Raw genomic sequence first — 22,092 nt, 5'->3', positions numbered from 1 at the left:
GACAATACAGTTGACGCAAGTGGACATTTTTTGAATAATTCTTTATACGCCAGGAAATCAAGCGATGGCTGCGGGATAGCCATGGCGCACTTTTTCCTGGATAATGAACATTTTTAAAGTGATCACAATCTAAATGAAAAAACCGCGTATTTTTGGCGTAAAGGCCTTTGGGCGCTATTAAGCTTATCTTTTTTATTTCTAGTGTGCATAAGCTTGCTTTACCTTTACCTGGAAAGCCAGCTACCTAATGTAGACTCCTTAAAATCAGTGCAATTGCAAGTTCCTTTGCGAATTTATACTCAAGATGGTTTATTAATTCAGGAGTATGGAGAGAAAAAACGGATTCCTCTCAGTTATGACGAAATCCCCCAAACACTGGTTCATGCGGTACTTGCTACGGAAGATCAGCGCTTTTTTGACCATCCGGGTGTTGATATTTTTGGACTGGGACGTGCAGCCATACGCATGATTAAAACCGGAACCAAATCCCAGGGCGGAAGTACTATTACCATGCAGGTCGCCCGCAATTTTTTCTTAAATCGCAAAAAAACTTTCCTGCGAAAATTTAATGAAATTCTTCTTGCCATCAAAATTGACAAGGAATTAAGCAAGGAAAAAATTCTTGAACTGTACCTGAATAAAATTTACTTAGGCAATCGGGCTTATGGGGTTGGCGCTGCAGCCCAAGTGTACTATGGCAAGCCTTTAAAAGAGCTTAATCTTGCCCAATTAGCGATGATTGCCGGCTTGCCACAAGCTCCTTCTACCCAAAACCCCATCATTAATCCTCTGGCGGCAAAAAAACGTCGTGATCATGTCTTAGAACGATTGCTTGAAGAAAAATACATTACCGAAGAACAATACCACGATGCCATTAACCAGCCTATTACGGCCAGATACCATGGTTCTAAAGTGGAAGTCAATGCGCCTTATGTCGCCGAAATGATTCGCCAATCATTGTATGATCATTTTGGACCAGATGCTTATACAAAGGGTTATAAAGTCTATACGACGATTACAGGATCATTGCAAATCGTTGCAAATCAGGTTGTTGAAGAAAATTTGCTAGCCTATGATCGGCGACACGGTTACCGAGGACCTGTTGCCAATATTGGCGAGGTTGATCCATCCTCCATTGATCAACTGCATGCATTGCTTACTCAATATCCGGTCATCAATGATTTGGAACCCGCTGTTATTCTAACGGTTAGCGAACAAGAGGCAACGGCCACCTCCCGGCGCGGGCAATCTTTTACCATCCCTTGGCAAGGCCTTTCATGGGCAAGACCCGCTCTTAAAAAAGGATGGGTAGGAAAATCGCCGACTCAAGCAAAACAAGTGGTATCTGCAGGAGATATTGTTTACGTCCGTTATCATAACGACATGTGGCAATTAAGCCAGATTCCACAAGTTGAAAGTGCATTGGTTGCTTTAAACCCGCAAAACGGTGCTATCCAGGCTCTGGTGGGTGGATTTAATTTTGAAAGAAGTAAGTTTAATCGTGCCACTCAATCAGGCAGACAGCCAGGCTCCAGTTTCAAACCTTTTATTTACGCTGCAGCCCTGAATAAAGGGTATACGTTGGCAACATTAGTCAATGATGCACCTATTGTTATTGATGATCCCAGCCAAGCCAACTTATGGCGTCCTCATAATGATAACCGCAAATTTAATGGTCCAACACGTCTAAAAGAAGGGTTGGTTCGTTCTCGCAATATGGTATCCATTCGTATTTTAGATGACATTGGCATTGATTATGCAATTGATTTTATTACTCACTTTGGCTTTCATAGAGAAAATTTGCCGCATGCTTTATCTCTGGCTTTGGGCAGTTTGTCTGTAAGCCCAATGGATCTTACCGCTGCATACGCCATATTTGCCAATGGTGGCTTCAAGGTAGAGCCATTTCTCATTGACCATATCACAGATAATGAAGGTAAAATTCTGTTGCAGGCCAAGCCATTAATTGCCTGCACTGAGCCATGCGCCGATAAAAACATCGATCCGGATATAATGGCACCACGTGTTATACCAGAAGACATTGCCTTTTTAATGAATAGCGCCTTAAAAGGTGTCATTCAGCAAGGTACAGCGCGTGCTGCAACCATATTGAATCGCCAGGATTTGGCTGGTAAAACTGGAACAACGAACGATCAAGTCGATGCCTGGTTTGCGGGTTATTATCCCGAACTTGTGGTTACTACCTGGGTAGGATATGACACCCCACATTCCTTGCATGAATACGCCGCTGCCCTGGCTTTGCCTGTATGGATTGATTTTATGAAAGCAGCCCTAAAAATAAACCTGAACTCGAGCTAAAACAACCTGATAATGTGGTTGCCGTACGCATTAATCCCTCTACAGGATTGCTTGCCCAAGCCAATCAGGACAATGCCATTATTGAATATTTTCGCAAAGAAGACGTCCCCAGTGCAGAAGAGGATTCAACCAGTACTCTAAATGCACAAGGCGAAGAAAGCCAAGAAGAACATTTGTTTTAGCTGCCCTTCCTACCTGGTTACCGCCATGCGTTAACCAGGAACCAGGGTACGGATGATATATTCATGAATACTGCAACCCATTGTAAGCAGATTACAATGGGCGATATTATTGCGACGCTCTAACTGGCCAAGGCATCCGTTGCAGCCATATAGTCATATCCCAGTTCACGAGCAACCGCTTCATGGGTAACCATGCCTTTATGAACATTCAAACCATTAAGCAAATGGCCGTCACTCAGTAAAGCCAATTTTACCCCTTTAGTCACCAAACTTAAAACGAAAGGCAACGTGGCATTATTCAAGGCAAACGTTGAAGTTCTGGGTACAGCACCTGGCATATTGGCTACACAGTAGTGAACCACACCTTCTTCAACATAAGTGGGCTCGTGATGAGTGGTTGGACGGCTGGTTTCAAAACATCCACCTTGGTCGATGGCCACGTCCACCACCACAGAGCCAGGCCGCATGGATTGCAACATCTTACGGGTGACCAGTTTGGGAGCAGCAGCACCTGGTACCAGGACAGCACCAATCACCAAATCGGCTGAAGTAATGTATTGTTCTAGCGCTTCAGCAGTAGCATAAATTGTGTTTAATTTAGAACCAAACTGAAAATCAAGCTCACGCAAACGCTGTAATGATTTATCAATTACCGTGACATGTGCTTCCATTCCCATAGCCATCCGAACGGCATTTGTTCCAACTACCCCACCACCAATCACCACAACATTGGCCGGTGAAACACCCGGAACACCCCCTAATAATATACCGCTGCCGCCCTGAGCCATTTCCAGACAATGTGCTCCTGCCTGAATAGACATGCGCCCAGCCACTTGTGACATTGGTGTCAACAGCGGTAGGCCACCATCGTTTTGAGTCACGGTTTCATAAGCAATAGCAGTTACCCCTGATTCTTTTAATAAACGAGTTTGCTGGGGATCCGGAGCTAAATGCAAATAAGTAAATAATGTCTGACCTTCACGTAAACGTCGACATTCAACGGGTTGCGGTTCTTTTACTTTGACAATTAAATCTGCTTTGGCAAATAATTCATCCGCTGTATCAATAATTTCCGCACCAGCCATTCGGTATTGTTCATCGGTAATTCCAATGCCTACGCCGGCATTTTTTTCAACCAATACCTGGCCGCCAACCCGGATAACTTCGCGAACACTAGCAGGAACAAGTCCAACCCGGTTTTCTTGTGGTTTAATTTCTTTTGGCACGCCAACTAACATTGCATACTCCTATAAGTTACATAGATGATTAGGACCTAAATACATTTAGAATTGAACTCTTCCTTGGATGCTCTTTTTTAAAAAGGCATTCATATACATTATTTACTTAATGACACACCTCTTTCCTCAAAGGACAAGAAGGAATCCTTTATGAATATTCTATTTAGGGCCTTATATGGACTTTGACAATACGGTCGAGTTCATATAAGGCTCTAATCTTAAAAAATCCCTCTGTTTTAAAAAAAGAAAGTTAAAGACAATTTATCATTTCAATTGCTCAATCAACTGAGGCACCACTTCAAACAAATCTCCTACTAATCCATAATCCGCAATTTGGAAAATAGGAGCATCTTCATCTTTATTAATAGCAACGATGACTTTGGAGTCTTTCATTCCTGCCATGTGCTGAACCGCACCAGAAATACCAACAGCAATATAAAGCATGGGAGCCACCACTTTACCAGTTTGGCCAACTTGATAATCGTTGGAAACAAAACCTGCATCCACTGCCGCTCTGGAAGCACCTACTGCCGCGCCTAATACATCCGCTAATTCTTCAATTAATTTGAATTTTTCCGCACTTTGCAAACCTCGCCCGCCGGAAACAATTATTTTTGCACCGCTCAAATCTGGTCTAAAAGATTGACTTAACTCATGACGAACAAACATTGAGTTCATTGGTTGATACACTTTTTCAATACGTTCAATTCCGCAAGCTGCTTGTTCTTCCATCACCGCATCAAACGCCGTTGTCCGAATGGTTAGCACCTTTTTTTCATCCAGTACTTTGACCGTTTCTATAGCATTTCCCGCATAAATAGGGTGTTCAAACGTGTCAGGATGGACAATACGAGTCACATCTGAAATCTGAACAACATCCAATAACGCGGCAACACGCGGCAATATATTTTTCCCAAACGTTGTAGAGGCGGACAGCAAATAGGTGAACGATGAAGATAATTCAGCCATTAATGTTGCTATATTTTCTGCCAATGGATGCTCATAACACGCATTATCAACATGCCAAACTTCACTGACCCCTTTAAGTATTGCTGCTTGTTCCGCGACGGCTTGGCAATGATGGCCAATCACCAACAAAACAGGTTTTTCGGTGAATTGCAATGCTGCTGCTAACACATGTCGAATAGAGGAATGAATCGTTTTATTGTCATGTTCAACAAGAATTAAAGCACTCACAATTTCTCCTTAAAGCACTTTGGCTTCATGTTTTAACTTATCCACCAATTCCTTGACAGAATTCACTTTAATACCACTGCTTCTTGCTACTGGCGGCGTCACATTCAATACCTGAACATGCGTTTTTAACGCCACATTTAATGCATCAAGCTCAATGATTTCCAACGGTTTTCGTTTGGCTTTCATGATATTAGGCAAGCTTGCATAGCGCGGTTCATTCAATCTCAGATCCGTGCTAACCACCGCGGGAAGTTGCAATTGCAGAGTTTCCAAACCACCGTCAATTTCTCTGACCACTTCCACGTGACCTGCCTTGCAGGATAATTTTGAGGCATAAGTTGCTTGCGGCCATCCAAGTAATGCAGCAAGCATTTGCGGCGTCTGATTATTATCGCCATCAATGGATTGCTTGCCCATCAACACTAATTCGGGTTGCACATCCAGAACAATTTTTTGTAAGATTTTGGCAATATTCAAACTAATGAATGATTCATTAGTCCGCACCAGAAGAGCGCGATCGGCGCCCAAAGCCAAACCATGACGTAATGTTTCTTGACTGGCATCACTTCCAATCGTCACCAAAATCACTTCTGATGCCAGCTTTTGTTCTTGTAGCCGCAGCGCTTCTTCCACAGCAATCTCATCAAAAGGGTTCATGGCCATTTTGATGTTTTGGGTTTCAACACCACTATGATCAGGCTTAACCCGTATTTTAACGTATGGATCGATAACACGCTTCACTGCAACCAGAATTTTCATAGCTCCTCGCTGGAATAATCAAGTCAGACTGGATTTTGCCAGAGATACCCATAAAATGGAATTGTTCACTGGCTAAACATATTAAACCACTAAATAGCGCTCCTAACCGCTTTTTCACACTGAGTTTGCTGCAAATAATCACTAAATGCCTCGCCAACTTCAGTATGACGCATGCCAAATGCGACCGTGGCTTGCAAATAACCTAGCTTTGAACCACAATCATAGCGTTTGCCATGAAATTGATAAGCGTGCACTTTTTCCTGAATCAATAACCGTTGAATACCATCCGTCAGCTGAATTTCACCACGATGGTCAACGTTCGTCTGTTTAAGGCATGAGAATATGGTTGAAGTGAAAACATAACGGCCCACGGAAGCAAGATTTGAAGGAGCATGCTCTCGCGCAGGCTTTTCGACCATGGCCTGAATAACTGAGTAATTTTGAGATGAGTCAGCAACGCGAACCACACCATATTGATGAATGTCCTGCCAGGGAACTGGCTGTACAGCCAGAACAGAATCCCCATCTTGTCTGAAATTTTCAGTCATTGCAGTAAGACAAGGGGCTTGGGAATCATCAATCAAATCATCGGCCAATAAAACAGCAAAGGGCTCGTCCCCGATCACATGTTCGGCGCAAAGCACGGCATGGCCAAGCCCTAGCGGCTGGTGCTGTCTAACGTAGGTAAACTGTATGCCTGGAGGAGAAATGCTTTTTACCAGGGCCAGCAATTCATCTTTTCCCTGCTCTTGTAAACGCATCTCAAGCTCAAAATGATTATCAAAATGATCTTCAATGGCACGCTTGCTGGAGCTTGTGATAAAGATCATATGAGTGATGCCCGCTCTGACCGCTTCTTCAACAGCATATTGGATAAGCGGCTTATCAACAATAGGTAACATTTCCTTTGGATTTGCCTTGGTTGCAGGTAAAAATCGTGACCCTAACCCTGCAACAGGAAAAACAGCTTTTTTAACCTGCATCGTGAATACCCTTCCCCTCTTTGCCTGACATCATTAACGGTCTGCCAACTGAATAATAATAAGCCATCTTTGCTGCTTCTACTTGCGACAATTCAAAACAATTACGACCATCGATAATCGGTGCATCCTTTAATATTGCCGCAAGCTTTATTAATGGATATTCCCGGAATATTTGCCACTCAGTTGCAATGACTAATGCGTCCACCGTTTTTATTAGTGTTTCCTCTATTGAATCACACCATGTGATGGCTTGGTTATCCAGAAAAAATGGCCGTACCGACGGAATAGCCACTGGATCATACACTCTTAACCGGGCGCCAGCTTGTAATAACGCGTTCATAATAACCAAACTACTGGCTTCACGTATATCATCTGTTCCAGGTTTAAACGCTAATCCCCAAATGCTGATGGTACGACCTTGCAGCTCATGCTGGAAATGATGATTTAACTGCTCGATAACCCAGTGTTTTTGTTGTTGATTAATAGTATCAATCGCTGTAAATAAAGAATCATCTACGTTTAGAGACTTTGCGGTCTGCATCAAAGCACGAACATCTTTAGGAAAGCATGAGCCCCCATAGCCAATACCAGCTTGTAAAAAATAGGGCCCTATCCGATGATCCAGCCCTATGCCTTCTCGAATTTCATCAATATCAGCCCCTACTTTTTCGGCAATACGACTTACCTGATTAATAAAACTGATTCTGCATGCCAACATTGTATTGGCAGCATATTTGGTTAATTCTGCAGACTGACGAGACATGCAAACCAGTGGAATGCCTTGCTCAACCAATGGCTGATAAAGCTGTTTTAACAATAGTAAGGCCGACGCATTCCCTCCAATGACAATACGCTCGGCTTGTAAAAAGTCATGAACGGCAGTTCCCTCACGCAAAAACTCCGGATTAGATGCCACCGCAATAGAATAAGATTTTTGTGCCTTTGATAATTCGTCTCGCAGCCGAGCTTCAATCTTATCTCCCGTGCCGACCGGTACCGTTGATTTCGTGACTAACAGGGTGTCTTTATTCGTTTCACGCGCCAGCAAAGTAACCACCTCAAACACTTGTGACAAATCGGCACTACCATCCGGCAGACTAGGTGTACCGGTTGCAACAATATGAACATGGCCTTGCTGAACCGCATCCTTCAAATTTGAGGTAAATCGCAAACGACCTGCTTGCTGTTGCTCGCTCAACAATTCCGGCAATTGTATTTCATAAATAGGACAGTTACCTGCTTTCAGTTCTGCTATTCGGTACTCACTGATATCGGCACATATCACCTCATGTCCCAATTTGGCAAAACAAGCCGCTGAAACCAAGCCTACATAACCGGCACCATACACAGATATAATCATATTTTTCTCAATCTACAAATGCATGCATTATCGATAAAATTAGAATAAATGACAAATTTACCCTTAAAACCTATCTGCCTTCTTATTTATTGGGAGAAGTAGGACTGCCAATACGGCAAAATACCTCCAAATAGACCTACTGTGAACCATGGGAGGTATGCTAAGATCGATAATATACAACGATAAAATTTGAGTCCCAGATTTATGAACATCAGCCTCTTTGATTTATTTTCCATCGGGATTGGACCATCCAGCTCTCACACCGTAGGTCCGATGTTGGCCGCTAATGAATTTCTAAAACTGATAGCAGCAAACCATTTATTTAATAACACTGAACGCGTCAAAATAGAACTCTATGGTTCGCTTGCTTTGACAGGCAAAGGCCATGGCACCGATAAAGCCATTTTAAATGGACTGGAAGGCAAATCTCCGGACTCGGTTATCCCAGAGACGATGGTCCCGCGCATGCAGGAAATTCTCAAATCCAATCGTCTTTGCCTGAGGGGTGAAAAATTTCTCCCTTTTCATGAAACGGAAGATTTTATTTTTTATCAAAAAGAGCTTTTACCCAGACACAGCAATGGCATGAGATTTAGTGCTTACGATAAAGAAAATTCCTTACTTTTAAAGCAAGTGTATTACTCAATTGGCGGGGGCTTTATTGCCACAGAGGAAGCCTTCGAACAGCCCACACAGGAAGAGCATTCACTTCCTTACCCCTTTGACACTGCCAAACAATTACTGGAACACTGCAAAAAAAATCAGCTTACTATTGCTGAATTAATGATGGCTAATGAGCGTACCTGGCGAAAAGAGGAATCCATTTATAGCGGTATTCTTGATATTGCCAAAGTGATGGACGAATGCATTGAACATGGTTGCCATCATCAGGGTGTGTTACCGGGAGGATTACATTTAAAACGCAGAGCACCGGACTTATACAAAAAACTGAATGCCGAAAAAGGCGTACGCAGTGTGTACGAACAATCTGATATCATGAATCGCCTAAACCTTTACGCCATGGCCGTTAATGAAGAAAATGCAGCTGGCGGGCGAATTGTTACCGCACCAACCAATGGCGCTGCCGGCATTATCCCAGCCGTATTAAAGTATTGCCAGGAAGCCCATAGCAAGTTATCCAAGGAAGATACTTTTACTTATTTTCTTACCGCGGCGGCAATTGGTATCTTGTATAAAAAAGGAGCTTCTATTTCTGGTGCTGAAGTTGGCTGTCAGGGAGAGGTCGGTGTTGCTTCGTCCATGGCCGCGGCAGGACTTACTGCTGTGTTGGGAGGCAGTATTGAGCAAATTGAAAATGCAGCCGAAATTGCCATGGAGCACCATTTAGGTATGACTTGCGACCCGGTATTAGGACTGGTTCAAATCCCCTGTATTGAACGCAATGCCATGGGTGCTGTAAAAGCCGTGAATGCTTCTCGCATGGCATTAATTGGCGATGGTCAACATCAAATCTCGTTGGACAAAGTCATCAAAACCATGAAACAGACTGGCATGGACATGCAAAGTATTTATAAAGAAACATCGATGGGCGGATTAGCCGTTAATTTACCCGAGTGCTGATTTGGAAACGTATTTATCCACCTTGGCCGCTTTGTTATTTTTGTCCACAATAGGTTTTGCTGCTGACGATCCCTACCCTTATTTGGTGATGGATGGGAACCCGTCAGCGTCCCTGCCGAAACGGTTTCGCATGATAAAAGACATGCATGTCATTGGCAGCGGCCAATTTAGCCGCTCGCAATTGATGAATATTAAAAAACTGATCAATGCCCCCATCATCATCGTCGACTTGCGTCAAGAATCACATGGCTTCATGGATGACATACCCATCAGCTGGTATGGAATAAAAAACTGGGAAAATAAAGACAAATCAGCTTTTATGATTCAAGCACAACAATCCCGCCTTCTGGCTAATCTTACCCAATATTCCAACATCACACTCTATAAAATCTTGAGCAAAGATTCAGCGGGCTTCATTGAAAAAGCCCAACCTATCTCCTATAAGCCGGAAACAATTTATGACGAACAACAACTAGCCAAAGAATTGGGCCTGGGTTATAAGCGTTTTTATATCTCAGATCATTCCTCGCCAAGCGCCACTCAGATAAAAGCATTTAAACAATTTATTAAAACGGTTCCCGCAAATACCTGGATTTATTTTCACTGTCGTGGAGGCTCAGGACGCACAAGCACTTTCATGGTGTTGTATGATATTTTTAAGCATGGAAAAAATAGTCCACTTGCAGATATTTTACACAAGCACACACAATTAGGCGGCAAAGATTTGGCAAAGCTACCTGAAAAAAACAATTACAAATACTTTCTTGCCCTGCAACGGCTCAACCTGCTTAAAAAGCAATATCAACTTGTTCAAACAGCAAACTAAGACATGCAACCAGGATCATGCTCTTTTTTAAAAGAAAGGTCTGTACCCATCAATCAATGATTTATTCTATCGACTGGGATGTGATTCTTTTATGAAAAATAAAACAAGAATGAGACTGGCAAGATAACAACAAGGCATAACCATTAAAGATTTTTGATAACTGCTGACGGTATAAACTGGAATATCATGCACCAAGCGCCAGCCTTCACTGCGATGCAAAATCACACCCACTAAGGGTTGAAAAATAGCACCACCCACAAGCACTGACAAATTATTAAAACCACAAGCAGTCCCCACCAAATGCGCCGGATTATTATCTTTCACCACTGCAAAACTTACCGTTTGCCCCCCGGCACCTAAACCCAGCAAAAACAAACAACATACCCCCAACTCATCGACACATCAGCATATAAAATAAGCAATGTAGCCGACAATCCAAACACAGAGCTGATGCCTAATGCCAAACGTCGGCTGTTGAAACGATCGCTAATCCAACCCAGCAATGGGCTGCCTATTCCTATGCCTAGCCAAATCATACTGCACATGCCTGAAGCAGTCACCACACTGACCTGGTACTTTTCCTGCAGGAAAGGAACACCCCAAAGCGCTGCAAATACAGCAATTGGTGTCCAAATGGCGAAAGCGTAAGCACCCGTTAGCCAGGTATAAGAGCGTCGACAGACTTCCTTTAAACGCTTCCATTCATCGCGAAACCGTTGAGTGGGAAGAGATTGGGTAGATTGGTGAGGATAATCGCGAATAAAAGCCCAAAGCAACAACGCGAGAAAAAAACCAATGGCGGCCAGGATAAAACTTGCATTTCGCCAACCAACCTGTCCTATCAAGGCGGCCAGTGGCATTTCACCAAACATAGCACCAATAGAGCTCATCAACTGAGCAATGCCTGCCAATATGGCAAAATGTTGCGGAGGAAACCAACGTGACAATAAGACTAAGACTCCGATAAAAGAAAACGCTGAGCCAATGCCAATCAAAAAACGACCTATGGAAGCCGTAAAAACGCTATCCGTGGACGCGAAAAAAACGAGCCGAATGCACATAACATCAAGGCAACCGTCATTAATTTTCTTGGCCCATAACGATCAAATAACAATCCGGCAGGCAACTGCATCGGTGCGTAAGCATAAAAATAAAATGCAGATATAACCCCAAATCCCGCGGCACTGACACGAAATGTTTGCATCATGGAATCCGCCATGACACTGGGTGCTACTTGTAAGATAAACTCATACAGATAAAACGATGCTGCCAGAAAAAAATAACATAAGCCTTTAATACGCTATGTTGTGAAGATGGAAGATGGTATGTGCTCAAGTTAATATCATAATTTATGAAAATGAATCATTAAACCCAAGAGAAATTCATTTGTCAATGGCTTGCATGCAGGATCCTCTGTACATGACAAAAAAATCTGTCATGCCCGCACAGGCGGGCAACCATCTATCAAAATAATCCAACACCCAAATCAAGCCACTGGGGATTGTTTTGCTCGATAAGGTTTATTTTCCATTGTCGGTTCCATTTCTTGATGCGTTTTTCTCTAGTTATCGCTTCGTAGACATCAGAATGAATTTCATAATAAACCAAGTGATGAACATTGTACTTTTTGGTGAATCCTTCAGCCAAGCCTTCTTTATGTTGCCAAATTCGTTGCACAAGGTTACTTGTTATGCCGGTATATAGGGTTCCATATTTTTTACTGGCTAATATGTAAACATAATATTGTTTTTCTTCCATGTTTCATCCTAGTTGGTTGCTAAAAACCGATTTCCTGTCGTATCGTTGTTATTTTTCCATAAGCTAATCCGCTGCGATCAGCAAAAACATGATAAGCGATCAGGAGCAAACGGGCGATAGTATGGAGTTCAGAATTTTGAGAGCTTGTTGAAAGTGATTGGTTTTGAATGCCAACCGAACAATAGAATCGCACAAAAAATCCAGACCATATCGAAACAAACTAACAGCAGGTCTGCCGTGTTTTTTGATTTTTATTGGTTTTTTCTCATTCTGCCATTCGCCAGTACGATGAGCCCATGTAAATGCAATGGCCAGCAATGCAACCAATTTTTTAATTCGAGCTTTATCCGTGATATGCGTGTCCTCAAAGTTAAATCCACGCCCTTTAAAACAGCCGAAAAGGCATTCGATTTCCCAGCGAAGTCCGTATGTTGCAATGGCTGTTTCAGGTAATTCAGTTGTTGCAACAATCAGCAGCTCACCATCAACCAATCTTAAACCAGCCAGATAAACAAGATGTCCCCACACAAACCTTCTGCCTTTCAGACAGCGCTGTTCATTCGATTTTAATCCATAAAATAGCGCATCAATATCAACCTTGAGTCCCTTGGCATTGGTAGTAATTGTGTTATTTTTAATTCTGATGTGGAACGAAATTTTTTCCTTCAATAACCATCCAAACCAGTCTTTTCCGACAAACTCTCGATCAGCCAATACGCCTTTAATACAATCCTTCCCAAAATGGTCAATAAACATCTGTATTAACGCCATTCTTTCCTGAGTATCGGAATTACCTCGCTTAACCAGCAACATCCAGTAAATTGGGATGGCCGTTCCTTTGAAAACAATGCCAAGCATTAAAATATTGATGTCTGATTTCCCCCAACGCCCATTGGTTCGATCCATGCTTAAATACCATTGCCCACCAGCCACAAAAAACAATTTAAAAATAAATCCGGCTATTTGTTGGTAATCCAGAGGAAATTTGGAAAAAAATCGTTAAATCCTGCGATACCGTGAAGATTGAATCGCATCACCGAATACAACGCAAGCCAATTTGTTTAAATTAACTGCGCGCGTAGCAAGCAATGCAAGTAGCATATTTACAAAACATGTCATTCTCGCCTTGTTCCAGCCAAAATACACGTTTAAACTATCCTTCAACTCGTTGATACACTCCATATAACCTCCTTTTGGCGATCGAGATTATATGATTTTCATTGTATGTCAGCGAGTTATCTTAATTTACTTCCGTGCCAAACCAGAAATGGTGGCCCGCCTGCGCGGGCATGACAGATTTTTTTGTCATGTACAGAGTGCAGGATCACAGGGCAAAATCATACTTTGATTGTACTATATCTTATTTGTGTCTTTTCCGCGCAGGCGGAAATCTATTTTTTATGATGGGCCATGACTTTGTTTGAAAGATGGATTTCCGCCTGCGCGGAAATGACAAAATTTTAGTCACTTTATGAAGGCGTTTGTTGATCAAAATGGCATGATCTTACCCTGTGCGGGATTATGGCAAGACCACTATCATCCGTATGCTTTGGCTCGAGTGGAATAATACACTGCCCCTAATATGACGGGTTTCTTCGCACCCGTGATGCGGCTTAAGTCCAAAGGTGTCTGACTTAATGTTTTCTCTGCCAGCCAGGCAAACATCATGGCTTCAATGAAATCAGGATCAATGCCAAGCGATTGCGTGCTATTCACGGTCAAATCAGGCAATAATCGAGCCAATTCGGAACATAAGGCGGTATTATGAGCCCCGCCTCCACAAATCATCAACCGTTTAAGTGGTTGATGACTGTCCTTTATGGCCTGACTTATCGTCGTTGCAGTCAATGCCAGCAAGGTTGCTTGCACATCATGACTGGCACAATCGACATTAAGATAATTGCCTAACCATGAATATGAAAAATATTCCTTGCCAATGCTTTTGGGCGGCAAGCGTTTGAAATAAGGATCCGCCAACAAAGCAGACAGCAATGGCTCCAGAACTTGACCTGTTGCTCCCCAACGACCACCTTCATCGTAAGAACACCCAAGATGCTTCTGTGCCCACATGTCCAGCAGGCAATTTCCAGGCCCTGTATCATAACCGCTGCTGCTCATGGCATCCGTAAGCAATGTTACATTAGCAATACCGCCAATATTGACGACCGCAAAAGGATAATCCACCTGTTCAAATAAAACTTGATGATAAATTGGAGCAAATGGCGCGCCTAATCCTCCTACCACCAGATCACGCGTTCTGAAATCAGCCACCACCGTTATTCCGGTTAATTCAGCAATAGTATGTGCACAACCCAGCTGGAGAGTATAAGGAATGCTTGCCGTCGCATCATGCACCACCGTTTGACCGTGGCTGCCTATGGCGATGATCTCCTGGGATGACGTATTTGCAGTTTCCAACAACTGATGAACAGCAAAAGCAAATTCCCTGCCAATCAAATGGTTTAACTGGCACAGTGTTGCCATACCAGTCTTTTCTCCTGATAAAACAACCTGTAATAAGGTTCGAGCTTCATTCCCATAAGAACGGGTTATTCCGGCAAGAAGGGTGTTAGTCGTTACATCAACCAAGGCAGCATCAATACCATCCATGCTTGTTCCTGACATTAACCCAATGTATAACTTCATCGTGTGTTCCCGTTAAATCTGCAATATCATAAGCCCAAAACCAACCTGCCATTTATATCATGAGACAAGCAACCTTCAGCCTCTCCTTATTTTATAGTGTTTGGCAGCATACCAACGAGAAGAAAATAGATAAAGCTCGATCTTGAATTATACTGTAAGAAAGTCTACCAGATAAATCAAAACAACAAGCAAGATCATAGAAATGAGCGGCTATTCTAATCTTCCGTTCTAATCACTCGGAAACAGTGATAAAAATTTTCTGTGGTTTGTCGGGCTATGGTTTCATAGTCTGTGCCCCGCAATTCACTCAATGCTTGCGCCACATACTTGACTAACGCCGGATGATTTTGCTTGCCACGGAAAGGCACGGGAGCAAGGTATGGGGAATCCGTTTCAATTAACATACGGTTGGAAGGGACCTTTCTGGCAACATCCTGCAATTGGGTTGCATTTTTAAACGTCACTATGCCAGAAAATGAGATATAAAAGCCAAGATCGAGAGCACGACGAGCCACCTCCCAGGTTTCAGTAAAGCAATGCATAACTCCGCCAACCTCATCCGCATGCTCCTCGGCCAATAGCGACAAGGTATCATCAGACGCGTCGCGAGTATGAATAATCAAAGGCTTTTTAGATATCTTCGCGGCCCGTATATGTTCACGAAATCGCGCCTGCTGCTTCTGTTTGGTTTCTTTTTCAGTCGTCCGATAATAATCAAGACCGGTTTCACCAATGGCAATGCAGGATGGGTGGTTTGCCATGGTAAGCAATTGCTGTACTTCCGGTTCATTGTCGACGTCAGAATTAGGATGAATGCCTGCTGAAATCTTAATATGAGGGTACTGATCAGCCAGTTTATACAATAACGGTAAATCATTCGTTTCAACGCATACACAAAGTAAATTCTGTACGCCATTGTCTGTCGCTTGTCTAAGAACCTCATCCATTCCATGTTCAAAATCACTTAAATCAATACTATGAAGATGGCAATGGGAGTCGATTAATGGAGCGGGTTTTAAAGAATTCATATTTTCAATCAATGATAGGTCTATAGTGTATCCGTCATTTGCGTCGATTTTAACATACCCGCCAAACAGGTTTCTATTTTATTACTGAGAAGCCGACCATTTTCACTTGTGAATTGCACACCAATACCAATCGGTTTATTCCCTCCGGCACCTTTAGGAGTCAACCAAACAACCTTCCCTTCAATTAGACATTGTTCTTCTGCATTAGGCAATTGCACCGTTAAATTAACTCTGTCCCCCAGCTGAAAATCCTGAGTCGTACGGATAAATAAACCACCTCCTTGCACAAATGGCATGTATGCTTGATACAGTTCTTTTTCATCGGCATAAACACAACCCATTAATGGCAATTCATCATTCATCCAGTTTCCTCAAGTACCCTATTAATAAATCTTCTATGGCCAACGTTTGATTAATAGTTATATTATGGTTTATTTTTTCCATTAGCGCTTTTATTTTATCCATTTGTGCAAATAATTGCAGCGGATGAGTCAGCGTTGCAAGATAAGCCATTTTTTCCGGATATGAGCGAATTTGATTACCCGTAAGCTGTACTTGGATAAGCTCTGCATGAAGAAGATATAGAAACCATAATAAATCATCAAATGCATGCACCGACCAAAGAGCAGCAACAGCACATGGAGACGTTTTATTTTCAATTAAATCACAAAGCCCCGTGATGATGGCTTCAAGTTGTTTATACAATTGTGCACGTGTTGTTTCCTCAGAATACAGTTGACCTAATGCCAAATAGCCAGGGTCTTCTTTGGAAGCAAACAAATCATATTCAGAAATTAAGTATTTCTGGCAACGACTGAGTATGGTGGGCAGTATGTGGCCTGTTTGTTCAGCGATTAAAATAAAAATTGCATGCTGAGGCGGCTCTTCAAGCATTTTTAATAAAGCATTCGCGGCAGACACATTCATCTTTTCTGCCGGTTCTATCACAATAAAACTATAACTGCCACGTTGAGGCGTTTGGTAAACGATGGGCTGCAGTGCACGTATCTGCTCGATTTTTATCGATTTGTCTTGCGCTTCCAGATGGATACGATGCACGTCCGGATGATGCCCCTGAATGAGCAAAGAACAAACGCCACAATGGCCACAAGCATTGCCTTGTTGACACATAAGAATGGCTATCAGTCGATTAACAAATTGCGGAATTGCTGCATGTTGCGGACCGACAAAGAGCAGTGCTTGCGGAAACCGTTGCTTATTCAGTACCGGCTGAAACCGTTGCCATAATGGCGCATGTGCTGCTATTAAATTAATCGAGTATTGAGATTGCATGATGCACGATGTATTTTTCAAGAGCAGCGCGGATCGAAGCTTGCACAACCTTCAGTGGTTGACAAGCATCAATGATAACCACATTCTTCATTGTTTTCATTTGATTGTGATAACTAGTGTACACATCATTAAAGAATGAAAGCGCTTCCTGTTCAATTCTATCCGTTTTACCACGTTTATAAGCGCGTTGTAAGCCTTTTTGTGGCGTAACATCCAGAAAGATAATTAAATCCGGCTGAAAACCGCCAAGACAAAAAGAGGATAAATTGGTAATCATTTGGTGATCTAATTTGCGTCCACCACCTTGATAGGCAAAGGTCGATAATTCAAAACGATCGGCCAAAACCCAACACCCTCTGCCTAAAGCAGGTTTAATAACCTGCTCCAGCAGTTGTACTCTGGCGGCATAAAACAACAGTAACTCAGCACGCGAATCTAATGGTTCTTCTGGAACAATATCCTTAATCAAATGCCGTACTGCTTCCCCGACGCGTGTCCCTCCTGGTTCGCGGGTAAAAATCACTTCATCAATTTTATCAGTCAAAAAACGCTTAATCGTACTGATTGCCGTAGATTTTCCTGCCCCTTCCAGCCCTTCGACGACAATAAAATGTCCTCTCTGAGATTTCATGACCTTTTCCTTAAATATTGTCTAATCGCCTGTTTTTGTTGTTCATAGGTAGCAGAAAACTGATGGCTACCGTCCCCTTTGGCCACAAAATATAAATAAGCCGTCATAGTGGGATGAGCCGCTGCATCTAGTGCATCTTTACCAACCATAGCGATTGGCGTTGGCGGCAGTCCTCGATAACGGTAAGTATTATAAGGGGAATCAATCTGTAACGCTTCGCGCGTTAATTTTCCTTTGTATTGTGACCCTAAAGCATAAATCACGGTCGGGTCAACCTGTAATGGCATGTTTTTTCGTAAGCGATTAATAATAATACCTGCAATTAATCGTTTCTCACTAGGAATAGCGGCTTCTTTTTCAAGAATTGAAGCGGTAATTAATAACTCGTAAGAGGATTTATAAGGCAACCCAGGGCTACGCTGCTGCCAACTCTGCTCAAGTTGTTGTTGCAAATTAGCACGCGCCTGCATCAATACTTCACGACCGCTGCTTCCAGCATCATAATGATAAGTATCCGCAAGCAGCAATCCTTCTGCACTTGCAAAAGGACTTGCAATTCCCAACCAATCCTTGCTGGAATAGTTTAAATAAGAGGCGTGTTCAAGATTCATGGCCACCTGATTTTGAGTCGTGCCTTCAATAATACGAAAAGTCTCTTGCAATACATCACCAGCCACAACCCGGAATAAAAATTGCTGTGCGGATTCACCGCTCTGAATTTGATACACTCCCGCTTTAAGTTGCTTTGTCAACCCCTGCACTCGGATTAATAAGAGAAAAAGACGTTCAGATTTAATCAAATGCTGCTCTTTAAGTTTATGAGCAAAAGAGGCGGCAGATGTAGACTTATCCAAATACAGAATGATTGGCTCGTGCTGTTGTGAAAACATGGGACGATGGATTAAACCATATAAATTAATACCTAACAGGGCAAAACCAATTACAAATAAAGCAAGGCAACAAGCCAGAACATACTTTAACCCATAGCCTTTCATTCAATACCTCATCATTTACTTATCGTTTTACGAAACATGCCCAATCTCTGCATTAAAAATAAATGTTGATTTGGTCATTTAGTTCGTCTAAATTCCCATCAACATTTATTTTTACCTTGACTTTGGGATTTTTAGTAAGTCCCGTCCCGGCTTAATGTTGCTCGCTGATTTTGAACCGTTTTTGTTTGAATACGTTTCTCTTCATCGTTTGCCTGCGAATTTGAGGAAGACATTTTCTGCATAAAAATACGTTGAAACAATGGCAAGTTAAAATCCTTGCAATAATGCACTTTGATTCCTTCGGAACTAAGCTTGGAAACACCACTGTATTGAAATGGTTTGAATAACACGTTCATTCGAACGTCCTGATAACGACACACTTCCGGCATAACCAGCATCATAGCCGTCAGGGCATCACCCCAATAATTATTTTTGCTGCTTTGTAAAGCATATACGATTTTTCCAAATCGATTTAATTGATGCTGTTGATTTAAGGCGTCTATGTTCTCATACATACTGTTGTTATTATGTAATAAGCGAGCCGTCTTATGGGTATTTAAAACCACTGATAATGATTGTTTAAAAACCCGATACCCAGCCTCAGGAGCAATGAATAAATTCCAGGTTTGTGTTTCTGTTTTAGGATAATATTTTGCAATGGAAGTAGCTTCTTTAGTAAAATTGCCGCCAGAAAAATAAAAGCCTTTCACTTTGGTCAACCACAGCGACGTGTCTAAACGGATTGCTGCAGCAATATTAATCAAGGGTCCAATGGCCATCACGACCACAGGTTCCTCACTTTGTTGTAATACCTCATTAATTAATTTAGCTGCATCTGTTTTTATTAATACCGGTTTTGAATGATGAGCTCGTAATTTTTTAAAATAATTTGTTCCAGGATTACGCCAAGTCGATGGGAAATGGGTCTTATACATACCTAACTGATTATTGCATGCAATCGGTATGTCAGTACGATGCCAATACTGCAATGATTTCACTAAATTAGATATCCCATGAACACAATCGGATGCACCTGCCCCTTCAACTGTAATAGCGCGTATATCTAACTGAGGTTGGTTTATCAAATAAGCAATTGCTGCCCAATCATCCTTGTCCAAATCAGTATCAATGATAATGGGCTGTTTGGCCAACACGGGGGCAACCAGAAAACACAACAATCCTAAAATCAGGTTGTTCTGTCGATTCAAAATCTTCTTCATGGAGAACAGCAAGAACATACGGGAAAATCCGCATGAATTTGGCCAAGTGTTTTTACTGAACAAAAATAACAGCCCGGAAAATGCAAGGTAGCACCTTTTCCAGGTAATTTTGACAGATTGAGTTATATCTATTGTTCTTTTTTTGTCATCCTCACTCTGTTTTCTGTCATCTCCGCGAAGGCGGGGATCCATTCTGAACAAAGCAGAGAGCCAAATTAAACTTGGTTTCCCGCCTTCGCAGGAATGACAAATATCTGTCAACATTAAATGGAAACGGTAGTAGATAAAGGACGTCATCAATTTATTCAACCTTTATCATAACTTGTGCCCAGACCGTTATTGTTATTTTAAACGTTTGTCCGATGCAAAAAGCCAAATAATGGATCACAACTCCACTTTTTTAAATAACAAACTACCATTAGTACCACCAAATCCTAACGAATTACTCAAAGAGAAATTAATCGTTCTCTTTTGGGGTTGATGCGCGACATAATTTAAATCAAATCCTTCATCTGGATTGTCAAGATTAATCGTTGGAGGCGCAATCTGATCACGAATGGCCAACACACTAAATATTGCTTCGACTGCCCCAGCAGCTCCTAATAAATGCCCTGTCATCGATTTTGTCGAGCTGACCGCCAACTTATAAGCGTGGTCACCAAACACCCGTTTAATTGCTCGAGTTTCGTTAAGATCATTCAAAGACGTGGAAGTACCATGAGCATTGATATAATCCACGTGATTTGGAGAAATGCCTGCATCTTGAATGGTAATTTCCATAGAACGCGCTGCGCCGTCAGCGTCTTCATCTGGTGCAGTAATGTGATAAGCATCCGCAGACATGCCAAAACCAACCAATTCAGCATAAATTCTTGCACCACGAGCTTTAGCACGCTCATACTCTTCAAGCACTAAAATGCCTGCTCCTTCGCCCATAACAAAACCGTCTCGATCTTTATCCCAGGGACGTGATGCTTTTTCCGGCTCATCATTTCGCTTTGACAAGGAGCGTACGGCAGAAAACCCTGCAAGGCACAGCGGTGTCGTTGTCATTTCTGCGCCTCCACAAACCATCACATCAGCATCGCCATAAACGATCATTCTTGCAGCAAGGCCAATATTGTGCGTGCCTGTGGTGCAGGCGGTCACCACTGAAATATTCGGGCCCTTTAAGGCATGTTTAATTGAAATTTGACCTGCGACCATATTGATAATGCCGGCAGGAATAAAAAACGGGGATACTTTACGCGGCCCCCCATTAAGAAGTTTTTCCTGATTATTTGTAATCGTCTGGATACCGCCTATACCAGCGCCTACCGCAACACCAGCGCGATAAGAAAGTTTTGCATCAATGTGTAGTCCAGCATCAGCCAGTGCTTCGTCCGCTGCCACCATTCCATACTGAGTAAACAAATCCATTTTACGCGCTTCTTTAAGCGGTATATATTTTTCAACATCAAAACCTTTGACTTTAGCCCAGATTTTAGTTGGATAGTCACTGGTGTCAAAATCTTCTACCGGTCCCACACCGCTTTTACCTGCTAGAATATTCCGCCAAGACTCCTCTACATTTAGGCCAACGGGGGTTAGCATGCCCATACCAGTTACAACAACACGCCGCTTGTTCAATGGATAACTCCTCAATATCACAGGCTTCTACATTAAAAAATTATTTTGTATTCGACAAAAGCAGTAGCCTGGATAGTATAGACCCTATCCAGGATTTTAAGCCTATTAAGCCCTGGCTCCCGCGAAAGTTCGCCAGGATTTACACTAAGTATAAAAGAGCTGAATCTATGAAGTTGCCCTTTAATATTATGCTTCTTCTTTATTAAGATTAGCTTCTATATAATCAATTGCTTCCTGAATGGTGGTAATTTTTTCTGCTTTTTCATCAGGGATTTCAGTTTCAAACTCTTCTTCCAATGCCATCACCAATTCAACGGTATCAAGAGAATCTGCACCTAAATCGTCAACAAAGGAAGCATCATTTTTTAATTCATCTTCTTTAACGCCCAATTGCTCTACTACAATTTTGCGAACTCGTTCTTCTACTGTGCTCATAACTTGTTTTTC

16 protein-coding genes and 4 pseudogenes are annotated in these 22,092 nt (G+C 42.3%); 3 read left to right on the top strand and 17 right to left on the bottom strand.

All coding sequences use genetic code 11. The annotated features are described in order from the left end of the window. Window positions 1-135 precede the first annotated feature (135 nt). Window positions 136-2,501: pseudogene (locus LOA_RS05150) on the top strand (penicillin-binding protein 1A); the annotation flags it as partial. 119 nt (window positions 2,502-2,620) lie between these two features. Here the strand turns inward: LOA_RS05150 and ald are convergent. The 5 genes from ald to LOA_RS05125 all read right to left on the bottom strand — a co-directional run bounded on the left by ald (window position 2,621) and on the right by LOA_RS05125 (window position 8,038). Next, on the bottom strand, window positions 2,621-3,739 hold the full coding sequence (ald, locus tag LOA_RS05145) for an alanine dehydrogenase (protein WP_025385430.1): 1,119 nt from the start codon (window positions 3,737-3,739) through the stop codon (window positions 2,621-2,623). A gap of 264 nt (window positions 3,740-4,003) precedes the next feature. Next, a complete protein-coding gene (locus tag LOA_RS05140) occupies window positions 4,004-4,936 on the bottom strand; it encodes an electron transfer flavoprotein subunit alpha/FixB family protein (protein ID WP_025385429.1) in 933 nt (310 codons plus the stop codon). A 9-nt stretch (window positions 4,937-4,945) separates the two neighbouring features. Further along, window positions 4,946-5,695 (bottom strand): electron transfer flavoprotein subunit beta/FixA family protein, encoded by a 750-nt coding sequence (locus LOA_RS05135; RefSeq protein WP_025385428.1) that lies wholly within the window; start codon window positions 5,693-5,695, stop codon window positions 4,946-4,948. Between the two features lie 89 nt (window positions 5,696-5,784). Further along, window positions 5,785-6,678 carry a UTP--glucose-1-phosphate uridylyltransferase GalU gene (gene galU / locus LOA_RS05130; protein WP_025385427.1) on the bottom strand — a complete coding sequence of 298 codons (894 nt, stop codon included), beginning with the start codon at window positions 6,676-6,678 and terminating at the stop codon, window positions 5,785-5,787. Further along, complete coding sequence (locus LOA_RS05125; protein WP_025385426.1) at window positions 6,668-8,038, bottom strand: UDP-glucose dehydrogenase family protein; 1,371 nt, start codon at window positions 8,036-8,038, stop codon at window positions 6,668-6,670. The genes galU and LOA_RS05125 overlap by 11 nt, the downstream gene beginning before the upstream one ends. A gap of 204 nt (window positions 8,039-8,242) precedes the next feature. On the opposite strand from LOA_RS05125, the gene LOA_RS05120 reads away from it, so the two are divergent. Both LOA_RS05120 and LOA_RS05115 read left to right on the top strand, forming a co-directional pair. Continuing rightward, window positions 8,243-9,619 (top strand): L-serine ammonia-lyase, encoded by a 1,377-nt coding sequence (locus LOA_RS05120; protein WP_025385425.1) that lies wholly within the window; start codon window positions 8,243-8,245, stop codon window positions 9,617-9,619. A 1-nt stretch (window position 9,620) separates the two neighbouring features. Further along, window positions 9,621-10,445: a phosphatase domain-containing putative toxin gene (locus LOA_RS05115; protein ID WP_025385424.1), complete on the top strand. Its 825-nt coding sequence runs from the start codon at window positions 9,621-9,623 to the stop codon at window positions 10,443-10,445. 66 nt (window positions 10,446-10,511) lie between these two features. Here LOA_RS05115 and LOA_RS05110 read toward each other — a convergent pair. The 12 genes and pseudogenes from LOA_RS05110 to acpP form a co-directional block, all read right to left on the bottom strand. Further along, window positions 10,512-11,742 (bottom strand): annotated as a pseudogene (locus tag LOA_RS05110) (MFS transporter). Between the two features lie 167 nt (window positions 11,743-11,909). Next, entirely contained in the window at window positions 11,910-12,203 is a 294-nt protein-coding gene (locus LOA_RS05105) for a GIY-YIG nuclease family protein (RefSeq protein ID WP_025385423.1), read from the bottom strand. A gap of 99 nt (window positions 12,204-12,302) precedes the next feature. Continuing rightward, window positions 12,303-13,385, bottom strand: a pseudogene (locus LOA_RS13675) (IS4 family transposase). Between the two features lie 354 nt (window positions 13,386-13,739). Then, window positions 13,740-14,849 (bottom strand): anhydro-N-acetylmuramic acid kinase, encoded by a 1,110-nt coding sequence (locus LOA_RS05090; RefSeq protein ID WP_025385421.1) that lies wholly within the window; start codon window positions 14,847-14,849, stop codon window positions 13,740-13,742. A 215-nt stretch (window positions 14,850-15,064) separates the two neighbouring features. Beyond that, on the bottom strand, window positions 15,065-15,877 hold the full coding sequence (locus LOA_RS05085) for a TatD family hydrolase (protein ID WP_025385420.1): 813 nt from the start codon (window positions 15,875-15,877) through the stop codon (window positions 15,065-15,067). 20 nt (window positions 15,878-15,897) lie between these two features. Continuing rightward, the gene (locus LOA_RS05080) at window positions 15,898-16,239 is read right to left on the bottom strand and encodes a PilZ domain-containing protein (protein ID WP_025385419.1); all 342 of its coding nucleotides are present in this window, start codon (window positions 16,237-16,239) and stop codon (window positions 15,898-15,900) included. Beyond that, complete coding sequence (locus LOA_RS05075; protein WP_025385418.1) at window positions 16,232-17,170, bottom strand: DNA polymerase III subunit delta'; 939 nt, start codon at window positions 17,168-17,170, stop codon at window positions 16,232-16,234. The genes LOA_RS05080 and LOA_RS05075 overlap by 8 nt, the downstream gene beginning before the upstream one ends. After that, the gene (gene tmk, locus LOA_RS05070; RefSeq protein ID WP_025385417.1) at window positions 17,148-17,801 is read right to left on the bottom strand and encodes a dTMP kinase; all 654 of its coding nucleotides are present in this window, start codon (window positions 17,799-17,801) and stop codon (window positions 17,148-17,150) included. The genes LOA_RS05075 and tmk overlap by 23 nt, the downstream gene beginning before the upstream one ends. Next, window positions 17,798-18,796: an endolytic transglycosylase MltG gene (gene mltG, locus LOA_RS05065; protein ID WP_025385416.1), complete on the bottom strand. Its 999-nt coding sequence runs from the start codon at window positions 18,794-18,796 to the stop codon at window positions 17,798-17,800. The genes tmk and mltG overlap by 4 nt, the downstream gene beginning before the upstream one ends. Before the next feature lie 131 nt (window positions 18,797-18,927). Beyond that, entirely contained in the window at window positions 18,928-20,016 is a 1,089-nt protein-coding gene (locus LOA_RS05060) for a nucleoside hydrolase (protein WP_158423021.1), read from the bottom strand. Window positions 20,017-20,400: 384 nt separating this feature from the next. Then, complete coding sequence (gene fabF / locus LOA_RS05055; RefSeq protein ID WP_025385414.1) at window positions 20,401-21,645, bottom strand: beta-ketoacyl-ACP synthase II; 1,245 nt, start codon at window positions 21,643-21,645, stop codon at window positions 20,401-20,403. A 186-nt stretch (window positions 21,646-21,831) separates the two neighbouring features. Then, window positions 21,832-22,083, bottom strand: a pseudogene (gene acpP, locus LOA_RS05045) (acyl carrier protein); the annotation flags it as partial. Between the last annotated feature and the right edge of the window lie 9 nt (window positions 22,084-22,092).

The organism is Legionella oakridgensis ATCC 33761 = DSM 21215 (assembly GCF_000512355.1).
GTDB lineage: Bacteria > Pseudomonadota > Gammaproteobacteria > Legionellales > Legionellaceae > Legionella_A > Legionella_A oakridgensis.
The sequence above is the reverse complement of the archived record's forward strand: the minus strand, read 5'-3'. Positions and strand labels throughout refer to the sequence as shown.